We start from the raw sequence: 16723 nt of genomic DNA on the forward strand, positions 1-16723 counted from the left end.
TTACAGCAAGCTGATCGGATAGCTGACGATCAAACGGTTCTCGTCGAACTCGTTGTTGCTGAAGTCGCGGCGGATGGTCGAGTTGCGCCACTTGACGTTCAAATCCTTGAGCGTGCCGCTTTGTACGGTGTAACCCAGTTCCGATTCGCGTCCCCATTCCTTGCCATCGGTGGTGGATGCGGTATGCACATTGTCGCCGCTGATGTAGCGGTTCATCAGGGTCAGGCCCGGCACGCCGAGGGCCGCGAAATTGTAGTCGTGGCGCAGTTGCCAGGAGCGTTCCTGGGCATTGTCATAACTGGCGTTGTAGCTGTCGTTGGCCAAGGTGCCGCCGCTGGTGCCGTTGACCCGCATCCACGCGCTGTCGCCGGTGAGTTTTTGCAGGCCGATATAGAAGGTGTTGCCGCCGTATTTGGCTGAGAACAGACCCGACCAGGTCTTGTTGTCCAGATCGCCAGCGCGGGCGCTGCCGTCGTCCTTGCCGTAGAAAAAACCGAGGTTGGCGCCCAGGGTCCAGTCGCCCAGCGGCTGGCTGTGGATCAGGTTGATGTATTGCTGGCTGTAGATGTCCTTGAGTTCGGCATTCCACACACCGATCTGTGTGCGTTTTTCATTGAACACATATTCGCCGCCCTGAAAGTTGAAGCGATCGGAGGTGAACGCCGCTTTGCCGGACATCGACATGTCGTTCATGCTGCTGTCGTCGCGCGGGCTGTTGGCGCGGAACTGGCCGCCGTAGAGTGTCAGGCCATCGATTTCCTTCGAGGTGATCTGGCCACCTCGAAAGGTTTGCGGCAGCGAGCGACCGTCGTCCGAACGCAGGATGGGCAGCACCGGCATCCACTCGCCGACTTTCACTTCTGTCTGGGAAAACTTCGCTTTGAACGCCACGCTGGTGCGCCCGAAGTTGTCCGCCGGGCGGCCGTCATGATCCAGCGGCAATAACTGCGTACCCCCCGTGCCTTTACCGCCATCGAGCTTCACCGAATACAGGCCCAGCACGTCCATGCCGAAACCGACGGTGCCTTGAGTGAAGCCGGACCTGGCGTCGAGGATGAAGCTTTGTGTCCACTCTTCAGCCTTGCCCTGAGCCTTGGTCGGGTTGGTGAAGTTACGGTTGATGTAGAAGTTGCGCAGGTTCAGGTTGACCTTCGCGCCTTCAACAAATCCGGCTTCTTCAGCCGTGGCGGGCAGTGCGGCGCCGGCCAGGGCCAGGGCGATCAAACCGGGGAATACGTAAGGCGCAGGGGAGGCTGTCATGGATTGGGTCTCTCTGGTTTTTATAGTCGAGCGGGTGCGCTGCCGCCGCTTTCAGGGGGCAGACATGGAATGCAATGGGGAGATCAAGCGAAGGCAATCAGCCAGACAGGGCAGGGCGCGGGGGCATGTTGTCGAACCTGTTGTTATTGGTTTTGTGGAGCGAATGGTGCGGGGCGCGGCAGTGGGGTTTCAATTGGGGAAAGCGGGTTTTGGGCGATTATCGAACGCAAGATTAATTGCGGCTTTGTGGTGGTTGTGCCGGCTCCACGACTTTCCTGCCGGCAACAAAAAGCCCGCCAAATGGCGGGCTCTTGTATTCACCGGATGATCAGAACAGCTTCATCTTCGGTGCTTCTTCTTTCAGCGGTTCGTTCTGCGCGGTTTGCGCATTCCAGCCACCGCCCAGGGCCTTGTACAGGTTGACCGCACTGGTCAGCTGCGCGAGGCGGTCGGTGATCAGCGACTGTTGCGCGCTGAACAACTGACGCTGGGCATCGAGGAAGGTCAGGTTGCTGTCGACGCCGATGCGATAACGACGTTCGGCCAGGCGGTAGTAATCCTGGTTGGCCTGTACAAAGTCACGCTGCGCTTGCAACTGATCGGTGTAGGTCTGGCGGGCGGCCAGGCCGTCGGCGACTTCCTGGAAGCCGGTTTGAATCGCCTTCTCGTAGTTCGCCACGCCGATGTCCTTCTGGATCTTGGCGTAGTCGAGGCTGGCGCGCAGGCTGCCGGCGTTGAAGATCGGCAGGTTGATCTGCGGCTGGAACAGCCACGTACCCGAACCGCCCTTGAACAGGCCGGACAGATCCGGGCTCAGGCTGCCCGCGTTGGCGGTCAGGCTGATGCTCGGGAAGAACGCTGCCCGCGCTGCGCCGATGTTGGCGTTGGCGGCCTTCAGGTTGTACTCGGCTTGCATGATGTCCGGACGACGTTGCAGCAGATCCGAGGGCAGACCGGGCGGTACGTCGCTGAGCAGGTCGTCGGCCAGCGGTTTGGCCGCTTGCAGATTGGCCGGGATACCGGTGCCGAGCAGCAGGGTCAGGCTGTTTTCATCCTGCGCGACCTGACGGGTATAACGCGCCAATTGGGCACGGGCGTTTTCCACCGAGGTACGCGACTGAGCCAGATCCAGTGCCGAAGCGACACCGACTTCATTGCTGCGGCTGGTCAGCTTAAAGCTTTCTTCGAAGGCACCGAGGGTGTCTTGCGTCAGCTTGAGCAGTTCTTTGTCGGCCTGCCAGGTCATATACGCATTGGCGACGCTGGCAACCAGGCTGATCTGGGTGCTGCGGCGCGCTTCTTCGGTGGCGAAGTATTGTTGCAGCGCTTGTTCGCTCAGGCTGCGAACCCGACCGAACAGGTCGAGTTCGTAGGCACTGACGCCGACCGTGGCGGAGTAGGAGCTGCTGATCATCGACTCGCCGGTCTGCGACGCACGCGCCGGCAGACGCTGACGACTGCCGCTGCCATTGGCCGAAACCGCCGGGAACAGGTCGGCGCGCTGGATGCGGTACTGGGCCGCATAAGCGTCGATGTTCAGTGCCGCAACACGCAGGTCGCGGTTGTTTTCCAGCGAGACCTGGATCAGCTGTTGCAGGGCCGGGTCATGGAAAAACTGCTTCCAGCCCTGCTCGGCAGCAGCTTGCGCCGGTGCCTGGGCCGGCGAATACGCCGGGCCCTGTGGGTACTGGCCTGCGACCGGAGCCTCAGGCTGCTGATAATCAGGTATCAGCGAGCAACCGCTCAGCACGAAGGCGGCGACTGCGAGGGAGAGTAGCGACTTGCTCATTGGCCAGCCTCTTTAGGAGTTTCTTTGGCGTCATCCTTGCCGGCGTTTTTGCGCTGGCCAATGGACGACACGGTGACGAAGAACAGTGGGACCCAGAAGATCGCCAGGATCGTGGCCGTGAGCATACCGCCGATTACGCCAGTACCGATCGCATGTTGACTGCCTGAACCTGCGCCGGTGGAGATCGCCAACGGTACAACACCGAGTACGAAGGCCAGCGAGGTCATGATGATCGGTCGCAGACGCATGCGGCACGCTTCAATCGCCGCATCGCGCAGACTGCGCCCTTGCTCATGCAGTTCCTTGGCGAATTCGACGATCAGAATGGCGTTTTTAGCCGCCAGACCGATAGTCGTCAACAGGCCCACCTGGAAGTACACGTCGTTGGACAGACCGCGCAGGCTGGTGGCCAACAGTGCACCGATGATCCCCAGTGGCACCACGAGCATGACCGCGATCGGAATCGACCAGCTTTCATACAGCGCCGCCAGACACAGGAACACCATCAGCAGCGACAGGGCGTACAGCGCTGGCGCTTGCGAGCCCGACAGACGTTCCTCGTAGGACAGACCGGTCCAGGAGATACCGACGCCGGCCGGCAGCTTCTTGGCAATCGCTTCGACTTCGGCCATCGCTTCACCGGTGGAGTAACCCGGCGCCGGAGAGCCGAGCACTTCCATCGCTTCTACGCCGTTGTAACGGGCCAGTTTCGGCGAGCCATAGATCCACTCGCCTTTGGCGAAGGCGGAGAACGGCACCATGGTCCCGGCACTGTTGCGTACGTACCACTTGTTCAAGTCTTCAGGGCTCATGCGAGCGCCAGCCTGACCTTGCACGTAAACCTTCTTGACCCGACCACGGTCGATGAAGTCGTTGACGTAGCTACTACCGAAGGAAATCGACAGCGTGCTGTTGATGTCGGAAAGGCTCAAGCCAAGGGCTCGGGCTTTCTCGTCATCGATTTCCAGATGGTATTGCGGTTCGTCGTTCAGGCCGTTCGGACGTACTTGGTAGAGCACCTTGCTCTGCGCCGCGAGACCGAGGAACTGGTTACGTGCTTGCATCAGTTTTTCGTGACCGATACCGGCGCGGTCCTGCAGGAACACGTCGAAACCGGTGGCGTTACCCAATTCCAGTACCGCTGGCGGGGCGAAGGCAAACACCATCGCATCGCGGAAACTGAAGAAGTGTTGTTGGGCACGCTGTGCAAGCGCGAACACGCTGTTGCTGGCGTCACGTTCGTGCCACGGCTTGAGCATGATGAACGCCAGACCCGAACTCTGACCGCGACCGGCGAAGTTGAAACCGTTCACGGTGAACACCGACGCCACTGCGCCTGCCTCTTTATCCAGCAGGTAGGAACGCATCTCGTCGACGACGACTTGGGTGCGTTCGGCACTGGAACCGGCCGGGGTTTGCACCTGCGCGAACAATACGCCTTGGTCTTCTTCCGGCAGGAACGCGGTTGGAATGCGAGTGAACAGCCAGATCATGCCGACAACAATCAGCAAATAGGCCAACAGATACGGGGCTTTGCGCTGCAGCATGTTGCCGACACCGCGCTCATAACTTCTGACACCACGGTCGAAGTTGCGGTTGAACCAGCCGAAGAAACCTTTTTTCGGTGTGTCGTGTTCACCTTTCGCAATCGGTTTGAGCATGGTGGCGCACAGCGCCGGGGTGAAAATCAGCGCAACCAGTACCGACAGGGCCATCGCCGAAACGATGGTGATCGAGAACTGCTTGTAGATCACACCCGTGGAGCCGCTGAAGAACGCCATCGGCAGCAGTACCGCCGACAGAACCAGGGCGATACCGACCAATGCGCCCTGGATCTGGCCCATGGACTTTTTGGTCGCTTCCTTCGGGGACAAGCCTTCTTCGGCCATCACGCGCTCGACGTTTTCCACCACGACGATCGCGTCGTCCACCAGCAAGCCGATGGCCAGCACCATACCGAACATGGTCAGCGTGTTGATGCTGAAACCGGCGGCAGCGAGGATGCCGAACGTGCCGAGCAATACCACCGGCACGGTCATCGTGGTGATGACGGTGGCGCGGAAGTTCTGCAGGAACAGGAACATCACCAGGAACACCAGTACGATCGCTTCAACCAGGGTTTCAACCACACCCTTGATCGACTCGGTCACCACCGGGGTGGTGTCATACGGGAACACCACTTCCATGCCTTGCGGGAAGAACGGCTTGAGATCGTCAATCGTTTTGCGCAGCGCTTTGGCTGTATCGAGGGCGTTGGCACCGTTGGCCAGTTTCACCGCCAGACCGGAAGCCGGTTTGCCGTTGAACTGGGCAGAAATGCTGGAGTTCTCTCCGCCCAGGCGCACGTCAGCAACGTCGCCGACACGCACTTGCGAACCATCCTGATTGACCTTCAGCAGAATAGCCTTGAACTGCTCGGCCGTTTGCAGACGGGTCTTGCCGATGATCGTGGCGTTCAGTTGCTGGCCAGGCAGCGCCGGCAAACCACCGAGCTGACCGGAGGAAACCTGAACGTTCTGCGACGAAATCGCGGCACTGACATCAGACGGGGTCAGGCTGTACTTGTTCAACTTGGCCGGGTCGAGCCAGATGCGCATCGCGTACTGGGCACCGAAGACCTGGAAGTCACCGACACCGGCAGTGCGCGAGATCGGGTCCTGCATGTTCGACACGATGTAGTTGGACAGGTCGTCCTTGTTCATGCTGCCGTCGCTCGACACCACGCCGATCACCATGAGGAAGTTTTTCACTGCCTTGGTCACACGGATACCTTGTTGCTGCACTTCCTGCGGCAACAGCGGAGTCGCGAGGTTCAGTTTGTTCTGAACCTGCACCTGCGCGGTGTCGGAGTTGGTGCCTTGCTCGAAGGTCGCGGTGATGGTCATGCTGCCGTCGGAGTTACTTTCCGACGACACATAACGCAGGTTGTCGATACCGTTGAGTTGTTGTTCGATCACCTGAACCACGGTGTCCTGCACGGTTTGCGCCGAAGCGCCCGGGTAGGTCACGGAGATCGCAATGGCCGGTGGCGCAATGCTCGGGTACTGGTTGATCGGCAACTTGAGGATCGATAGTGCCCCGACCAGCATGATCACCAGGGCAATTACCCAGGCGAAAATCGGACGGTCGATGAAGAATTTTGACATGGGTTACTCCCCTTTGCCGCCGGCGGCTTTATCAGCTGCCTGTGCGGGGGCCGGGTTCTTGGTGTCAACATTGGTCGCTTCGGTCGGATTGACCTGAACACCAGGGCGCACGTATTGCAGCCCCTCGGTGATCAGACGATCGCCAGCCTTCAGGCCGTCTTCGATCAGCCATTTGCTGCCGACGGTGCGGCTGGCCTTGAGCTGACGCAGTTCGACCTTGTTGTCGGCGCCGACGACCAGTGCGGTCGGGGTGCCTTTGAGGTCGCGGGTCACGCCTTGTTGCGGCGCCAGAATGGCGGCGGCGTTGACACCTGCCTGCAACTGGGCGCGGACGAACATGCCAGGCAGCAGGGTGTGGTCGGGGTTCGGGAAGACCGCGCGCAGGGTTACCGAACCGGTAGTCGGATCGACCGATACTTCGGAGAATTCCAGCTTACCGTCGAGCTTGTACTGGCTGCCGTCTTCCAGGGTCAGCTTGACCGCTGCAGCGTTGTCGCCGGATTTTTGCAGACGACCGCTTTCCAGCTCGCGGCGCAGTTCCAGCAATTCAACTGACGACTGGGTCACATCGACGTAGATCGGGTCGAGCTGCTGGATCGTCGCCATGGCGTCGGTCTGGCCGTTGCTGACCAGCGCACCTTCGGTCACCGAAGAGCGGCCGATACGGCCGGAAATCGGCGCATAAACCTTGGTGTAACGCACGTTGATCTGCGCGCTTTGCAGCGACGCTTCCGATTGCATGCGGTTGGCCACGGCGGTGTCGTATTCCTGGCGGCTGACGGCCTGTTCATCGACCAGTTGCTTGTAGCGGTCGGAGATCGACTTGGTCGAACGCAGGTTGGCTTCGGCGCTTTTCAGGGTGGCTTCATAGACCGACGGATCGATCTGGTACAGCTGCTGGCCGGCTTTAACGTCACCGCCTTCCTTGAACAGTCGCTTGAGAATGATGCCGTTGACCTGAGGGCGAACTTCAGCGATGCGGAACGCACTGGTGCGGCCCGGCAGTTCGGACGTGAGGGTGAAGGCTTGTGGTTGCAGGGTGACGACGCCGACCTGAGGAGGCGGAGCGGCTGGGGCCGCTTCTTCCTTTTTACATCCGCTGAGCAGCGATGCCAGGGCGACGGCAGTGACCAGAGCGGTAACAGCTGGCTTGAATTGCATGAAAATCCTCGGGTCAGGCGCGCGAAAAGCGCACAAGAAGTGTGGAAGTAAAAAAAACTGCCGGGTGGATAAGTAGCTTGCTAATGAATATACTTACGTTCATGGTTGTTTGTAAACACCTTGGCGTCGTATCCACCCTGTTACAAAATACGTCGCAAGGTTCGAAATTGTAGGCCGGGGAGTCGATCCGCGAGAGATCGCCCCCTCGTTATTCAGCGGATATTCAGCCATCCCTGAAACATCCTGTTTGAGGTTTTACTGTCATGGTCCGTCGTACCAAAGAGGAAGCTCAAGAAACCCGCAGCCAGATTCTGGAAGCGGCAGAGAAAGCGTTCTATGAAAGGGGCGTCGCTCGTACGACGCTGGCGGATATCGCGAGCATGGCCGGCGTCACGCGCGGCGCCATTTATTGGCATTTCAGCAACAAGGCCGACCTGGTCCAGGCCATGCTCGATAGCTTGCACGAGCCGCTGGATGAACTGGCCAAGGCCAGTGAGAGCGAGGATGAACTCGACCCGCTGGGCTGCATGCGCAAGCTGCTGATTCATTTGTTTCATCAAGTTGCTCTGGACCCGAAGACCCGGCGTATCAACGAAATTCTGTTTCATAAGTGCGAATTCACCGATGAAATGTGCGATCTGCGCCAGCAGCGCCGGACGGCCAGTCTCGATTGCAATGTGCGTATCGGGCTGACCCTGCGTAATGCGGTGAATCGCGGCCAGTTGCCAGAAGATCTCGACACTGCCCGAGCGGCCATCAGCATTCATGCTTATATCGATGGCCTCCTGTATGGCTGGCTGTTGGCCCCGGACAGCTTCGAACTGCATGCCGAAGCCGAGCGCTGGGTCGATACAGGGTTGGACATGCTGCGCCTGAGCCCCAGTTTGCGCCGATGAAAACAAGCGCGTAATGGGCACAGCTTATGTCAATTGGCCCGTTTTTATATACGTTTGCGGTTCGCAGTTTATCGGTAGCCAGCCACGCATTTTGTAGGGAATTTGTGTCGCCTGTGTGAAGGAATGTTAGCGGCCCCAATACCGGGCCCCAAGAAAAAGCCCCGGCTCTTGCGAGTCGGGGCTTTTGCGTTCCTGCATTAAGAGTTACAGCGTCGGATAGTCGATGTAGCCAACCGGGCCTTTGCCGTAAAACAGCTCAGGACGCGGCTCGTTCAGCGGCGCATCGGCCTTCAGGCGTGCCGGCAGATCCGGGTTGGCAATGAAGGGCACGCCGAACGCCACGGCGTCAGCCTTGCCGGCCGCCAGCCATTGATTGGCGCTGTCCTTGGTGAAACGTTCGTTGACGATGTACGGGCCGCCGAAAGCTTCCTTGAGTTGCGGGCCGAGGCTGTCGGCGCCTTCTTTCTCGCGCGAGCAGATAAACGCGATGCCACGTTTGCCCAGCTCGCGAGCCACGTAAGTGAAGGTTTCAGCCAGATTGTCGTCGCCCATGTCGTGGGAGTCCGCACGCGGTGCCAGGTGCACACCAACACGCCCGGCGCCCCAGACTTCGATGGCGGCGTCAGTCACTTCCAGCAGCAGACGTGCACGGTTTTCCAGGGAACCACCGTAGTTGTCGGTGCGCTGGTTGGTGCTGCTTTGCAGGAACTGGTCGAGCAGGTAACCGTTGGCACCATGGATTTCCACGCCGTCGAAACCGGCGGCTTTGGCGTTCTCGGCACCGGTGCGGTAGGCGTCGACGATGTCGGCGATCTCAGCGGTTTCCAGTGCGCGTGGGGTTGGGTAGTCGGCCAGTGGACGCACCAGGCTGACGTGACCTTTGGGCTGGATGGCGCTCGGTGCGACCGGCGCCTCACCGTTGAGGTACGAGGGGTGAGAAATCCGGCCGACGTGCCACAGTTGCAGGAAAATCTTGCCGCCAGCGCCGTGAATGGCTTTGGTCACGTTGGCCCAGCCGCGCACTTGATCGTTCGACCAGATGCCTGGGGTGTCCGGGTAACCGACGCCCATCGGTGTCACCGAAGTCGCTTCGCTCAGAATCAGGCCGGCAGAGGCGCGCTGCACGTAATACTCGGCCATCAGCGCGTTCGGCACGCGGCCTTCGTCGGCGCGGCAACGGGTCAGCGGGGCCATGATGATGCGATTGGACAGCTCGACGTCGCCCAGTTTGATCGGATCGAAAATAGTTGCCATGTGTACAACCCTCGTCAGTGAAGTGGTTAATCAGTGGGTAGCAGGAGCCAGACCGGCATTGCCGTTCTGACGGAAAGTAATCAGGGTCACCAGCAGGGCGAGCACTGCCAGGGCGGCTGCGGCCAGAGGCACGCTGGTCAGCCCGAAACCGTGGGCGATAACGCTGCCGCCGACCCAGGCGCCGAGGGCGTTACCGACGTTGAAGGCGCCGATATTCAGGGTCGACACCAGATTCGGTGCAGCCTTGCCGAAGGTCACCACGTTGATTTGCAGGGCCGGCACGGCAGCGAAGGAAGCGGTCGCCCAGAGGAACAGGGTGATTTCAGTCGGGATCAGCGCGACGCTGGTCCAGCTCAGCACAGTGGAAACCACTGCCATCGCCACGAACACGCCGATCAGGGTGGCGCCCAGGCGTTTGTCTGCCAGTTTGCCGCCGATGATGTTGCCGACCGTCAAACCGAGGCCGATCAACAGCAGGGTCCAGGTCACGCCTTTTGGCGAAACACCGGTGACATCGCCAAGCAGCGGGGCGACGTAGGTGAAGAGGGTGAACATCGAGGCTGCGAACAGCGCGGTCATGCTCAGCGACAGCCAGATGCCGGCGCCTTTGAGGGCGGCGAGTTCGGCGCGCATGTCGAGTTTTTCTTCGTCACGCTTGGCCGGCAGGAAGCGGATCAGGCCGATCAGCGCAATCACACCGATGACGGTCACTGCCCAGAAGGTCGAACGCCAGCCGGCTTCCTGACCCAGCGCAGTCCCCAACGGCACTCCCAGCACGTTGGCCAGGGTCAGGCCGGTGAACATCAACGCGACTGCCGAAGCGCGTTTGTTCGGTGCCACCAGACCGGCCGCCACCACCGAGCCGATACCGAAGAATGCACCGTGGCACAGCGCGGTGACGACACGGGCAAACATCAGCACGTTGTAATCACCTGCAATGGCGCAGAGCAGGTTGCCGACAATGAAAATGCCCATCAATGCGACCAATGCTGCCTTGCGCGGCAGTTTGGCGGTGGCCAGTGCCATGAACGGCGCACCGATGGCCACGCCCAAGGCGTAACCGGTCACCAGCCAGCCGGCGCCCGGGATCGACACACCGAGGTCGGCCGCCACATCGGGCAGCAGGCCCATGATGACGAACTCGGTGGTGCCGATGGCGAAGGCGCTCAAGGCCAGAATAAGTAGCGAGAGGGGCATGTGCATCAATTCCTTGGGGGAGCGCTGAGCTCTTTGACGATGGCGTCGAGGAACGCCTGAATCACGTCCTCGTTGCGCTTGAAGAAGTTCCACTGACCGGCCTTCTGGCTGCTGATCAGCCCGGCGCGTTGCAGCGTGGCGAGGTGGGCGGACACCGTCGACTGCGACAGTCCGCAGCGCTGGTCGATCTGCCCGGCACAGATGCCGTACTCGTGGTTGTGAATCTGTTCCGGAAACTGGACTTTGGGGTCTTTCAGCCAGATGAGGATGTCTCGTCGTACTGGGTGTGCCAGGGCTTTTATTATTTCGTCGAGGTCGAGGTTCATGGCTTGGGCTCGTGATGTCTGTAGCGCTATATCGCGATGAGGCGAACTTTAAATCGGTATTTCGCGATATACCAATATGTTTTTGATCTGACGACCGTATAAATCGGTATATCGGGTTATAACGATACGTTGAGTGTAACGATGAAGGCGCAGTGCTAAGCTGCGCCCATGAACTATCTCGCACATTTGCACCTCGGTGGCCAGCGCCCGGGCCAATTACTCGGCAGTTTGTATGGCGACTTCGTCAAAGGCCGGCTGCAGGGGCAGTTTGCGCCGGAGGTCGAGGCGGCCATCCAGTTGCACCGGCGGATTGATGTCTTCACTGATCGCCATCCGCAGGTGGACGTCGCGTTGCGGCGGTTTTGCGCTACTCGAAGACGTTATGCCGGGATCGTCCTCGACGTGTTTTTCGACCATTGTCTGGCGCGAGACTGGCGTTTGTACGCCGAGCAGCCGCTGGAGCAGTTCACGACGGACGTCTATCGGGTGCTATCGCTTGAGCGACAACTGCCCGAGCGTCTGGCGAAGATCGCGCCGCACATGGTTGCCAATGACTGGCTGGGGTCGTATCAGGAGTTTGAAGTGCTGGAGCAGGTGTTGCGCGGGATCTCCCGACGCTTGACCCGGCCGCAAGAGCTGGCGGGTGCGATGCAGGAATTGCGGCGTTTGTATGAGCCGTTGAGTGAGGATTTTGCGTTGTTCTACCCACAACTTCAGGATTTCGCCCGACACGCCGAGCCCTTGAAAACCTGATGTGGGAGCTTGCTCCCACAGGGGGCACGGCCGCTGTGGGAGCCTGTGTATCAGGCCGCGATTGCCGGGCGCATCGGGGTCTGTTGGGTGTCCGGGATCGCCCCAAACAACGCCTTCTGCACCGCCTGCTGTGCCTCGAACGCCAGCGCCGCCCGCTCGCGCCCCTGACAGGCAATCGGCTTGAGCAGATGCACTTCGACATCGCCGCAGTCATTGCTGAACAGACGCATCAAGTGCGACAGCAGGTCATCGTCACCAATGAACGGTGCCAACGCGTCGATTTCACCGTCACGCAGATAACGGATCGCTACCGGTTGCAGCATCACCTCGGAATCAATCGCCGCCGACAACAGGCGACCATGAAAGGTGCGCAGCGAACGGCCGTCGGTGGTGGTGCCTTCCGGGAACATCAGCAGCGGATGGTCGGTTTGCAGGTGACGGGTCATCTGCTTGCGGATCAACTGGCTATCGCCCGAACCCCGGCGGATGAACAGGCTGCCGGCCTTCGCCGCGAGCCAACCGGCGACCGGCCAGGTGCGTACTTCGGCCTTGGACAGAAACGACAGCGGCGTGAGCATGCCGAGCAGCGGAATATCCGTCCATGAAACGTGGTTGCTGACCCACAGCATCGGCTGTTTCGGCAGCTCGCCGTGAACGCTCACGCGAAAGGGCAGGGCGTTGCTCAGGCGCGCCATGAAAAAGCGCGACCAGCGCTGCCGGCGCTCCATCGAATGGGCCAGGCCAATGCGCTCAAACATCCCGAAAACACTGGCCATGGTCAACCCCAGCGTCACCACCAGCAGCACTCGCGCGACTCGCGCGTACACCCGCAAACGGCGCATTACACCGCTGCCTTGAAGTGCTTGGCGTAGCGCGGGCAGAGTTCATCGCGCTTGAGCAGGATGAACACGTCGGCGACCTGGAAGTCTTCGTCCCAGCACGGCTCGCCGCAGATTTTCGCGCCCAGGCGCATATAGGCCTTGAGCAGCGGCGGCATTTCAGCAATCACGTTGGAGGGAATATCCAGGGCCGGCAGCGGATTTTTCGGCTCGGCACGCAAATGTTCGGTGCACAGATAACGTTCACGCAGACGCTGCATGATCGCGTGAGCCTGCACGCCGCCGTCCTGCATCGGGATGCTCGCGCAGCCCATCAAATAGCTGTATCCGCCCTGATTGAGCACTTCGGCCAGTTCGCCCCACAGCACGGCGATGGTGCCGCCGTTGCGGTAGGCCGGGTCGACGCAGGTGCGGCCGATTTCCAGGATCGGGCCTTTCAAATGCGCCAGGCCATGCAGGCTGAATTCTTCTTCGCTGTAGAACTTGCCCAGGCTGCTGGCGGCGGTGTGGTCGAGCAAACGAGTGGTCGCCACCAGGCGGCCGGTGTTCAGGTCTCGCACACCGATGTGGCTGCAGTGAACATCATAATCATCCATGTCCAGACCTCGTTCAGCGCCTTTCAGTTTGGCGTTGAACTCGCCGCTGAAGACGTTGAAGCGCAAGGCCTGGGCTTGCTGCAAGGCCTCGGCGCCGATCAGGCGTTCGGCTTGCAGGCGGCGTTCATTGCCGGTGTCGCTGATGCGGGCGATCTGAGTCATGTGAATCTCCGTACGGGCCTTTAACCCGTCGTGGGTTGCAGCCGATCGACTTTCTTTATGCAGCCGTGTTGTGCAAAGTCAGGCTATGTAGCCCCGGTGTCATCGCCATGAACGTTTGGTGATGCTTATATGACAACCCACGAGGAGCCTCTTATGCCTTGGCCCGATCTGCTTGAAAGCCGTGAACGATTGCCCGTCGTTGCTGACCTGGCGGAAGGTTTTGCGGCGTTGTTGCACACGCTGGGCAACGTCACGCCGTTCGAATTGGCGGTGGCGGGAGGGCGGTTGATGGCAACGCCGGGGCTGGCGTTTCTGGTCGGTTATCAAGCGGCGTTGCGCATGCTTTGGCCCAGCGCACCGCTGAGCCTTGGGGCGTTGTGTGCGACTGAACAGCGCAGTTTGCGCCCGGCGGATATGCAAACGCGGCTGACCGATTTGCATCTGAGCGGGCGCAAGGATTTCGTCACCGCTGGCGATGCGGCGGACTGGCTGCTGATCGCCGCGCGCAGTGAAGAACCCGGCCAGACGCCGCGCCTGAGCCTGACGGTGGTGTATCCCGGCGAACCCGGTGTGCGTGTGGAAAAACTGCCGGCGCTGCCGTTGATGCCGGACATCAGCCATGGTCGGCTCCACCTCGATGGCGCCCTGTGCGAATTGCTCGCCGGGGATGGCTGGGATGCTTACGTCAAACCGTTCCGCACCCTGGAAGATGTCTATGTGTTGAGTGCGATGACCGCGTGGTTGTATGGCGTCGGGCAGGACAGCGATTGGCCACAAGCGCTGCAATTACGCTTGCTGGCGTTGTTGGCCGGGTGTGCCGAAATGAGTCGCCAGCCACCCAATACCCGGGCCGGGCATGTGTTGCTGGGTGGGTTGTTTGCGCAGTTTGACGCGCTCAAGCCTGAAGTCGATCTAGCGTTGAGCGAGGGACATTCCGAGTGGGCGGCGATGTGGCAGCGTGATCAAGGCGTGATGCAATTGGCTTCGGGGGCCAGGGCCAAGCGGTTGGCCAAGGCTTTGGCGCAGGCCTGACCGGCCTCTTCGCGAGCACGCCCGCTGCCACAGTTTGATTGCATTTCAACTGAAGGAACTCGAACACTTGCTCGCGAAGAGGCCCTGAAAACACCACACATCTGTCATAAACCCCGACTACCCTCAGCAGGTTATTTTCAAGAGCTCTCACCATGTTCAAAGGCCTGCTCCTGCTGCTGATCAGCTTCACCGTTCAGGCCGGGCAATGGCCCGGCGAGCAATGGCCGACGGGCCCGCAGCTCACTGGCCCTGCGGTTGAGAAACTGGAGGCCTACGCTTTCCCGCCCCGCGACGACACCACTCGCCAAGGTGTCCGCACCGACGCCTTGCTGATCATCCGCGATGGCCAGATCGTCTACGAACGCTACGCCGGCCCGACCACTGCCGACACCCCGCACCTGACCTGGTCGATCAGCAAAAGTCTGATGGCCACAGTCCTGGGTGTGGCGTACGGCGAAGGCCTGTTCAGGCTTGATGATCCCGCCGTGAAGTTTTACCCGGCGCTGGAAAAACACCCCGCCATCACAATGGCCGATCTGCTGCACTGGGCCTCTGGCCTCGACTGGCAGGAAGACTACGAATACGCGCCGCTCAAATCCTCGGTGGTGGCGATGCTTTATACCCGTGGTCATCGCGACATGGCAGCGTTCACGGCGAATCATGACCGCTTTGCGGCACCGGGACAGGCGTTCCGTTATTCCAGCGGCGACAGCAATCTGTTGTCGGCCGCGCTGAAAACCATTGTCGGTCCGCCGCGTTATCCGGACTATCCGTGGACGGCCCTGTTCGACCCGTTGGGCATCCGTCATGCCGTGTGGGAACGCGATGCCAGCGGTACGTTTGTCGCCTCGTCTTATGCCTACCTGACCGCACGGGATCTGGCGCGGGTCGGTCTGTTGATGGCCCGCGACGGGCGCTGGGCTGATCGGCAATTGCTGCCCAGGGATTGGCTCGCCTTCAACCTCAAACCCTTCGCCGGCTACAAGGCCCATCAGGACGAAGCCGTCCCCGGCGGCCACTGGTGGCTTAATCGCCCGGCGGACGGCGCGCCATCGCCGTGGCCCGACGCACCGCCCGACACCTTTGCCGCCCTCGGCCATTGGGGCCAGGCCTTGTACGTCATCCCCAGCGAAAACCTGGTGATCGTGCGCTACGCCGATGATCGCGACGGCCGCTATCGCCACAACGAATTGATCAAACGCGTGCTGGAGGCGGTGCAGCCATGAAGCGCTTCTTGCTGGTGCTGTCGGTCATGCTGTTGGGCTGGGTCGGATATGAACGCGAAAACCTGTGGGCCTTTCCCGACATCATCAGTGCCTACACCGCCAAGGAATATTGTTCGTGTCGCTACGTGATGAGCAACGAGGCCGAATACTGCCGGGGCTATGTGAAACAGTGGCTGCCGACCAGCCGTTTCACCGATGAGCCCGCCAGCAAGACCATCACCGTCAGCGGCATGGGGCGCAGCAACAGTGCCCGGTGGTTGGGCGAACGCCAAGGCTGCCGCCTCAATCCTTGATGTGCTCGTCCCCCGGTGGGAGCGGGCTCGCTCGCGAAGGCTGTGTGTCAGTCACCACAAATGTTGCCTGTGCCGGCGCTTTCGCGAGCAAGCCCGCCCACGGGAACTTTTCCAGTCAATGGACTGGTGGGGATTGAAAGTTTGCAATAACGCCACGGGCGGTTAATGTTCGGCTCAGGTTTATTGGCCCCACGAGTCTTTAATGTTCAACCGTTCCCTGTTTGCAACCCTGTCCAGCCTGTTTTTGGCCGCCGCTGCGCTGCCAGCGCAGGCCAATTGGTACCTGGATGGCGAGTCGTCGCGGCTGTCGTTCGTCAGCACGAAAAACGCCAGCCTTGCCGAAGTGCAGCGTTTTCTGGTGTTGCACGGCAAAGTCGACCCCAATGGTCGCGCCGAAGTCGAAGTCGAGCTGGATTCGATCAACAGCGGCATCCCCCTGCGTGACGAGCGTATGCGCAAGGAGCTGTTCCAGGTCGAGCAGTTTCCCGCGGCGACCATCACCACCCGGATCGACCTGCGCCCGATCAACGATCTGGCCCCTGGCGCTCAGCTTGAATTACGTTTGCCGCTGACCGTCAACCTGCACGGCAAGCAACATGAATATCCGGCCGAGTTGCTCGCCACACGTCTGGATGACCGCCGTTTCCAAGTGGTGACGCTGGAGCCGCTGGTGATCAATGCCGAGGATTTCGATCTCGCTCCGGGGATTGAAAGCTTGCGCAAACTGGCCGGTCTGTCGGCCATCAGCCTGTCGGTGCCGGTGGGTGCGGTGCTGATCTTCACGGCGCGCTGA

General features: G+C 60.5%; 16 protein-coding genes. 7 read left to right on the forward strand and 9 right to left on the reverse strand.

What is annotated here, in order from left to right; genetic code table 11:
* Nucleotides 1-1260 carry an OprD family porin gene (locus tag AACY50_RS16010; RefSeq protein WP_339507530.1) on the reverse strand — a complete coding sequence of 420 codons (1260 nt, stop codon included), beginning with the start codon at nucleotides 1258-1260 and terminating at the stop codon, nucleotides 1-3.
* Between AACY50_RS16010 and AACY50_RS16015 the strand changes: the two genes are divergently transcribed.
* Nucleotides 1259-1588: a hypothetical protein gene (locus AACY50_RS16015; RefSeq protein WP_339538835.1), complete on the forward strand. Its 330-nt coding sequence runs from the start codon at nucleotides 1259-1261 to the stop codon at nucleotides 1586-1588. The genes AACY50_RS16010 and AACY50_RS16015 overlap by 2 nt on opposite strands.
* Here AACY50_RS16015 and emhC read toward each other — a convergent pair whose 3' ends face one another.
* The 3 genes from emhC to emhA are packed head-to-tail and all read right to left on the reverse strand — an operon-like array spanning nucleotide 1589 to nucleotide 7356.
* The gene (gene emhC / locus AACY50_RS16020) at nucleotides 1589-3049 is read right to left on the reverse strand and encodes an efflux RND transporter outer membrane subunit EmhC (RefSeq protein WP_339430675.1); all 1461 of its coding nucleotides are present in this window, start codon (nucleotides 3047-3049) and stop codon (nucleotides 1589-1591) included. It lies immediately after the preceding gene.
* The gene (gene emhB, locus AACY50_RS16025) at nucleotides 3046-6195 is read right to left on the reverse strand and encodes an efflux RND transporter permease subunit EmhB (RefSeq protein ID WP_339538836.1); all 3150 of its coding nucleotides are present in this window, start codon (nucleotides 6193-6195) and stop codon (nucleotides 3046-3048) included. The genes emhC and emhB overlap by 4 nt, the downstream gene beginning before the upstream one ends.
* A 3-nt stretch (nucleotides 6196-6198) precedes the next feature.
* Nucleotides 6199-7356: an efflux RND transporter periplasmic adaptor subunit EmhA gene (gene emhA, locus AACY50_RS16030; protein WP_339430677.1), complete on the reverse strand. Its 1158-nt coding sequence runs from the start codon at nucleotides 7354-7356 to the stop codon at nucleotides 6199-6201.
* Nucleotides 7357-7619: 263 nt separating this feature from the next.
* On the opposite strand from emhA, the gene emhR reads away from it, so the two are divergent.
* Entirely contained in the window at nucleotides 7620-8252 is a 633-nt protein-coding gene (emhR, locus tag AACY50_RS16035; RefSeq protein ID WP_221731400.1) for an efflux system transcriptional repressor EmhR, read from the forward strand.
* A gap of 204 nt (nucleotides 8253-8456) precedes the next feature.
* Here emhR and AACY50_RS16040 read toward each other — a convergent pair whose 3' ends face one another.
* Genes AACY50_RS16040 through AACY50_RS16050 form a run of 3 tightly spaced genes read right to left on the reverse strand, consistent with a single transcriptional unit; the run spans nucleotide 8457 to nucleotide 11029 of the window.
* Complete coding sequence (locus AACY50_RS16040) at nucleotides 8457-9506, reverse strand: alkene reductase (RefSeq protein WP_339465977.1); 1050 nt, start codon at nucleotides 9504-9506, stop codon at nucleotides 8457-8459.
* A 30-nt stretch (nucleotides 9507-9536) separates the two neighbouring features.
* Complete coding sequence (locus AACY50_RS16045; protein ID WP_339430679.1) at nucleotides 9537-10703, reverse strand: MFS transporter; 1167 nt, start codon at nucleotides 10701-10703, stop codon at nucleotides 9537-9539.
* 5 nt (nucleotides 10704-10708) lie between these two features.
* Nucleotides 10709-11029 (reverse strand): ArsR/SmtB family transcription factor, encoded by a 321-nt coding sequence (locus AACY50_RS16050; RefSeq protein ID WP_221731397.1) that lies wholly within the window; start codon nucleotides 11027-11029, stop codon nucleotides 10709-10711.
* Nucleotides 11030-11197: 168 nt separating this feature from the next.
* Between AACY50_RS16050 and AACY50_RS16055 the strand changes: the two genes are divergently transcribed.
* Complete coding sequence (locus AACY50_RS16055; RefSeq protein WP_339430680.1) at nucleotides 11198-11782, forward strand: acyl carrier protein phosphodiesterase; 585 nt, start codon at nucleotides 11198-11200, stop codon at nucleotides 11780-11782.
* A 50-nt stretch (nucleotides 11783-11832) separates the two neighbouring features.
* Here AACY50_RS16055 and AACY50_RS16060 read toward each other — a convergent pair whose 3' ends face one another.
* Both AACY50_RS16060 and olsB read right to left on the reverse strand, forming a co-directional pair.
* Nucleotides 11833-12624, reverse strand: coding sequence for a lysophospholipid acyltransferase family protein (locus AACY50_RS16060; RefSeq protein WP_339430681.1), 792 nt, complete (start codon nucleotides 12622-12624; stop codon nucleotides 11833-11835).
* Complete coding sequence (gene olsB / locus AACY50_RS16065; protein ID WP_339430682.1) at nucleotides 12624-13379, reverse strand: L-ornithine N(alpha)-acyltransferase; 756 nt, start codon at nucleotides 13377-13379, stop codon at nucleotides 12624-12626. The genes AACY50_RS16060 and olsB overlap by 1 nt, the downstream gene beginning before the upstream one ends.
* Before the next feature lie 153 nt (nucleotides 13380-13532).
* Between olsB and AACY50_RS16070 the strand changes: the two genes are divergently transcribed.
* The 4 genes from AACY50_RS16070 to AACY50_RS16085 all read left to right on the forward strand — a co-directional run bounded on the left by AACY50_RS16070 (nucleotide 13533) and on the right by AACY50_RS16085 (nucleotide 16723).
* A complete protein-coding gene (locus AACY50_RS16070) occupies nucleotides 13533-14411 on the forward strand; it encodes an acyl-CoA dehydrogenase family protein (RefSeq protein WP_339538837.1) in 879 nt (292 codons plus the stop codon).
* A gap of 152 nt (nucleotides 14412-14563) precedes the next feature.
* Nucleotides 14564-15637 (forward strand): serine hydrolase domain-containing protein, encoded by a 1074-nt coding sequence (locus tag AACY50_RS16075; protein WP_339430684.1) that lies wholly within the window; start codon nucleotides 14564-14566, stop codon nucleotides 15635-15637.
* Complete coding sequence (locus AACY50_RS16080) at nucleotides 15634-15930, forward strand: amidase (RefSeq protein ID WP_339430685.1); 297 nt, start codon at nucleotides 15634-15636, stop codon at nucleotides 15928-15930. The genes AACY50_RS16075 and AACY50_RS16080 overlap by 4 nt, the downstream gene beginning before the upstream one ends.
* Nucleotides 15931-16132: 202 nt before the next feature.
* The gene (locus AACY50_RS16085; protein WP_339538838.1) at nucleotides 16133-16723 is read left to right on the forward strand and encodes a YceI family protein; all 591 of its coding nucleotides are present in this window, start codon (nucleotides 16133-16135) and stop codon (nucleotides 16721-16723) included.

The organism is Pseudomonas sp. RA_15y_Pfl2_54 (assembly GCF_963971015.1).
GTDB lineage: Bacteria > Pseudomonadota > Gammaproteobacteria > Pseudomonadales > Pseudomonadaceae > Aquipseudomonas > Aquipseudomonas baetica_A.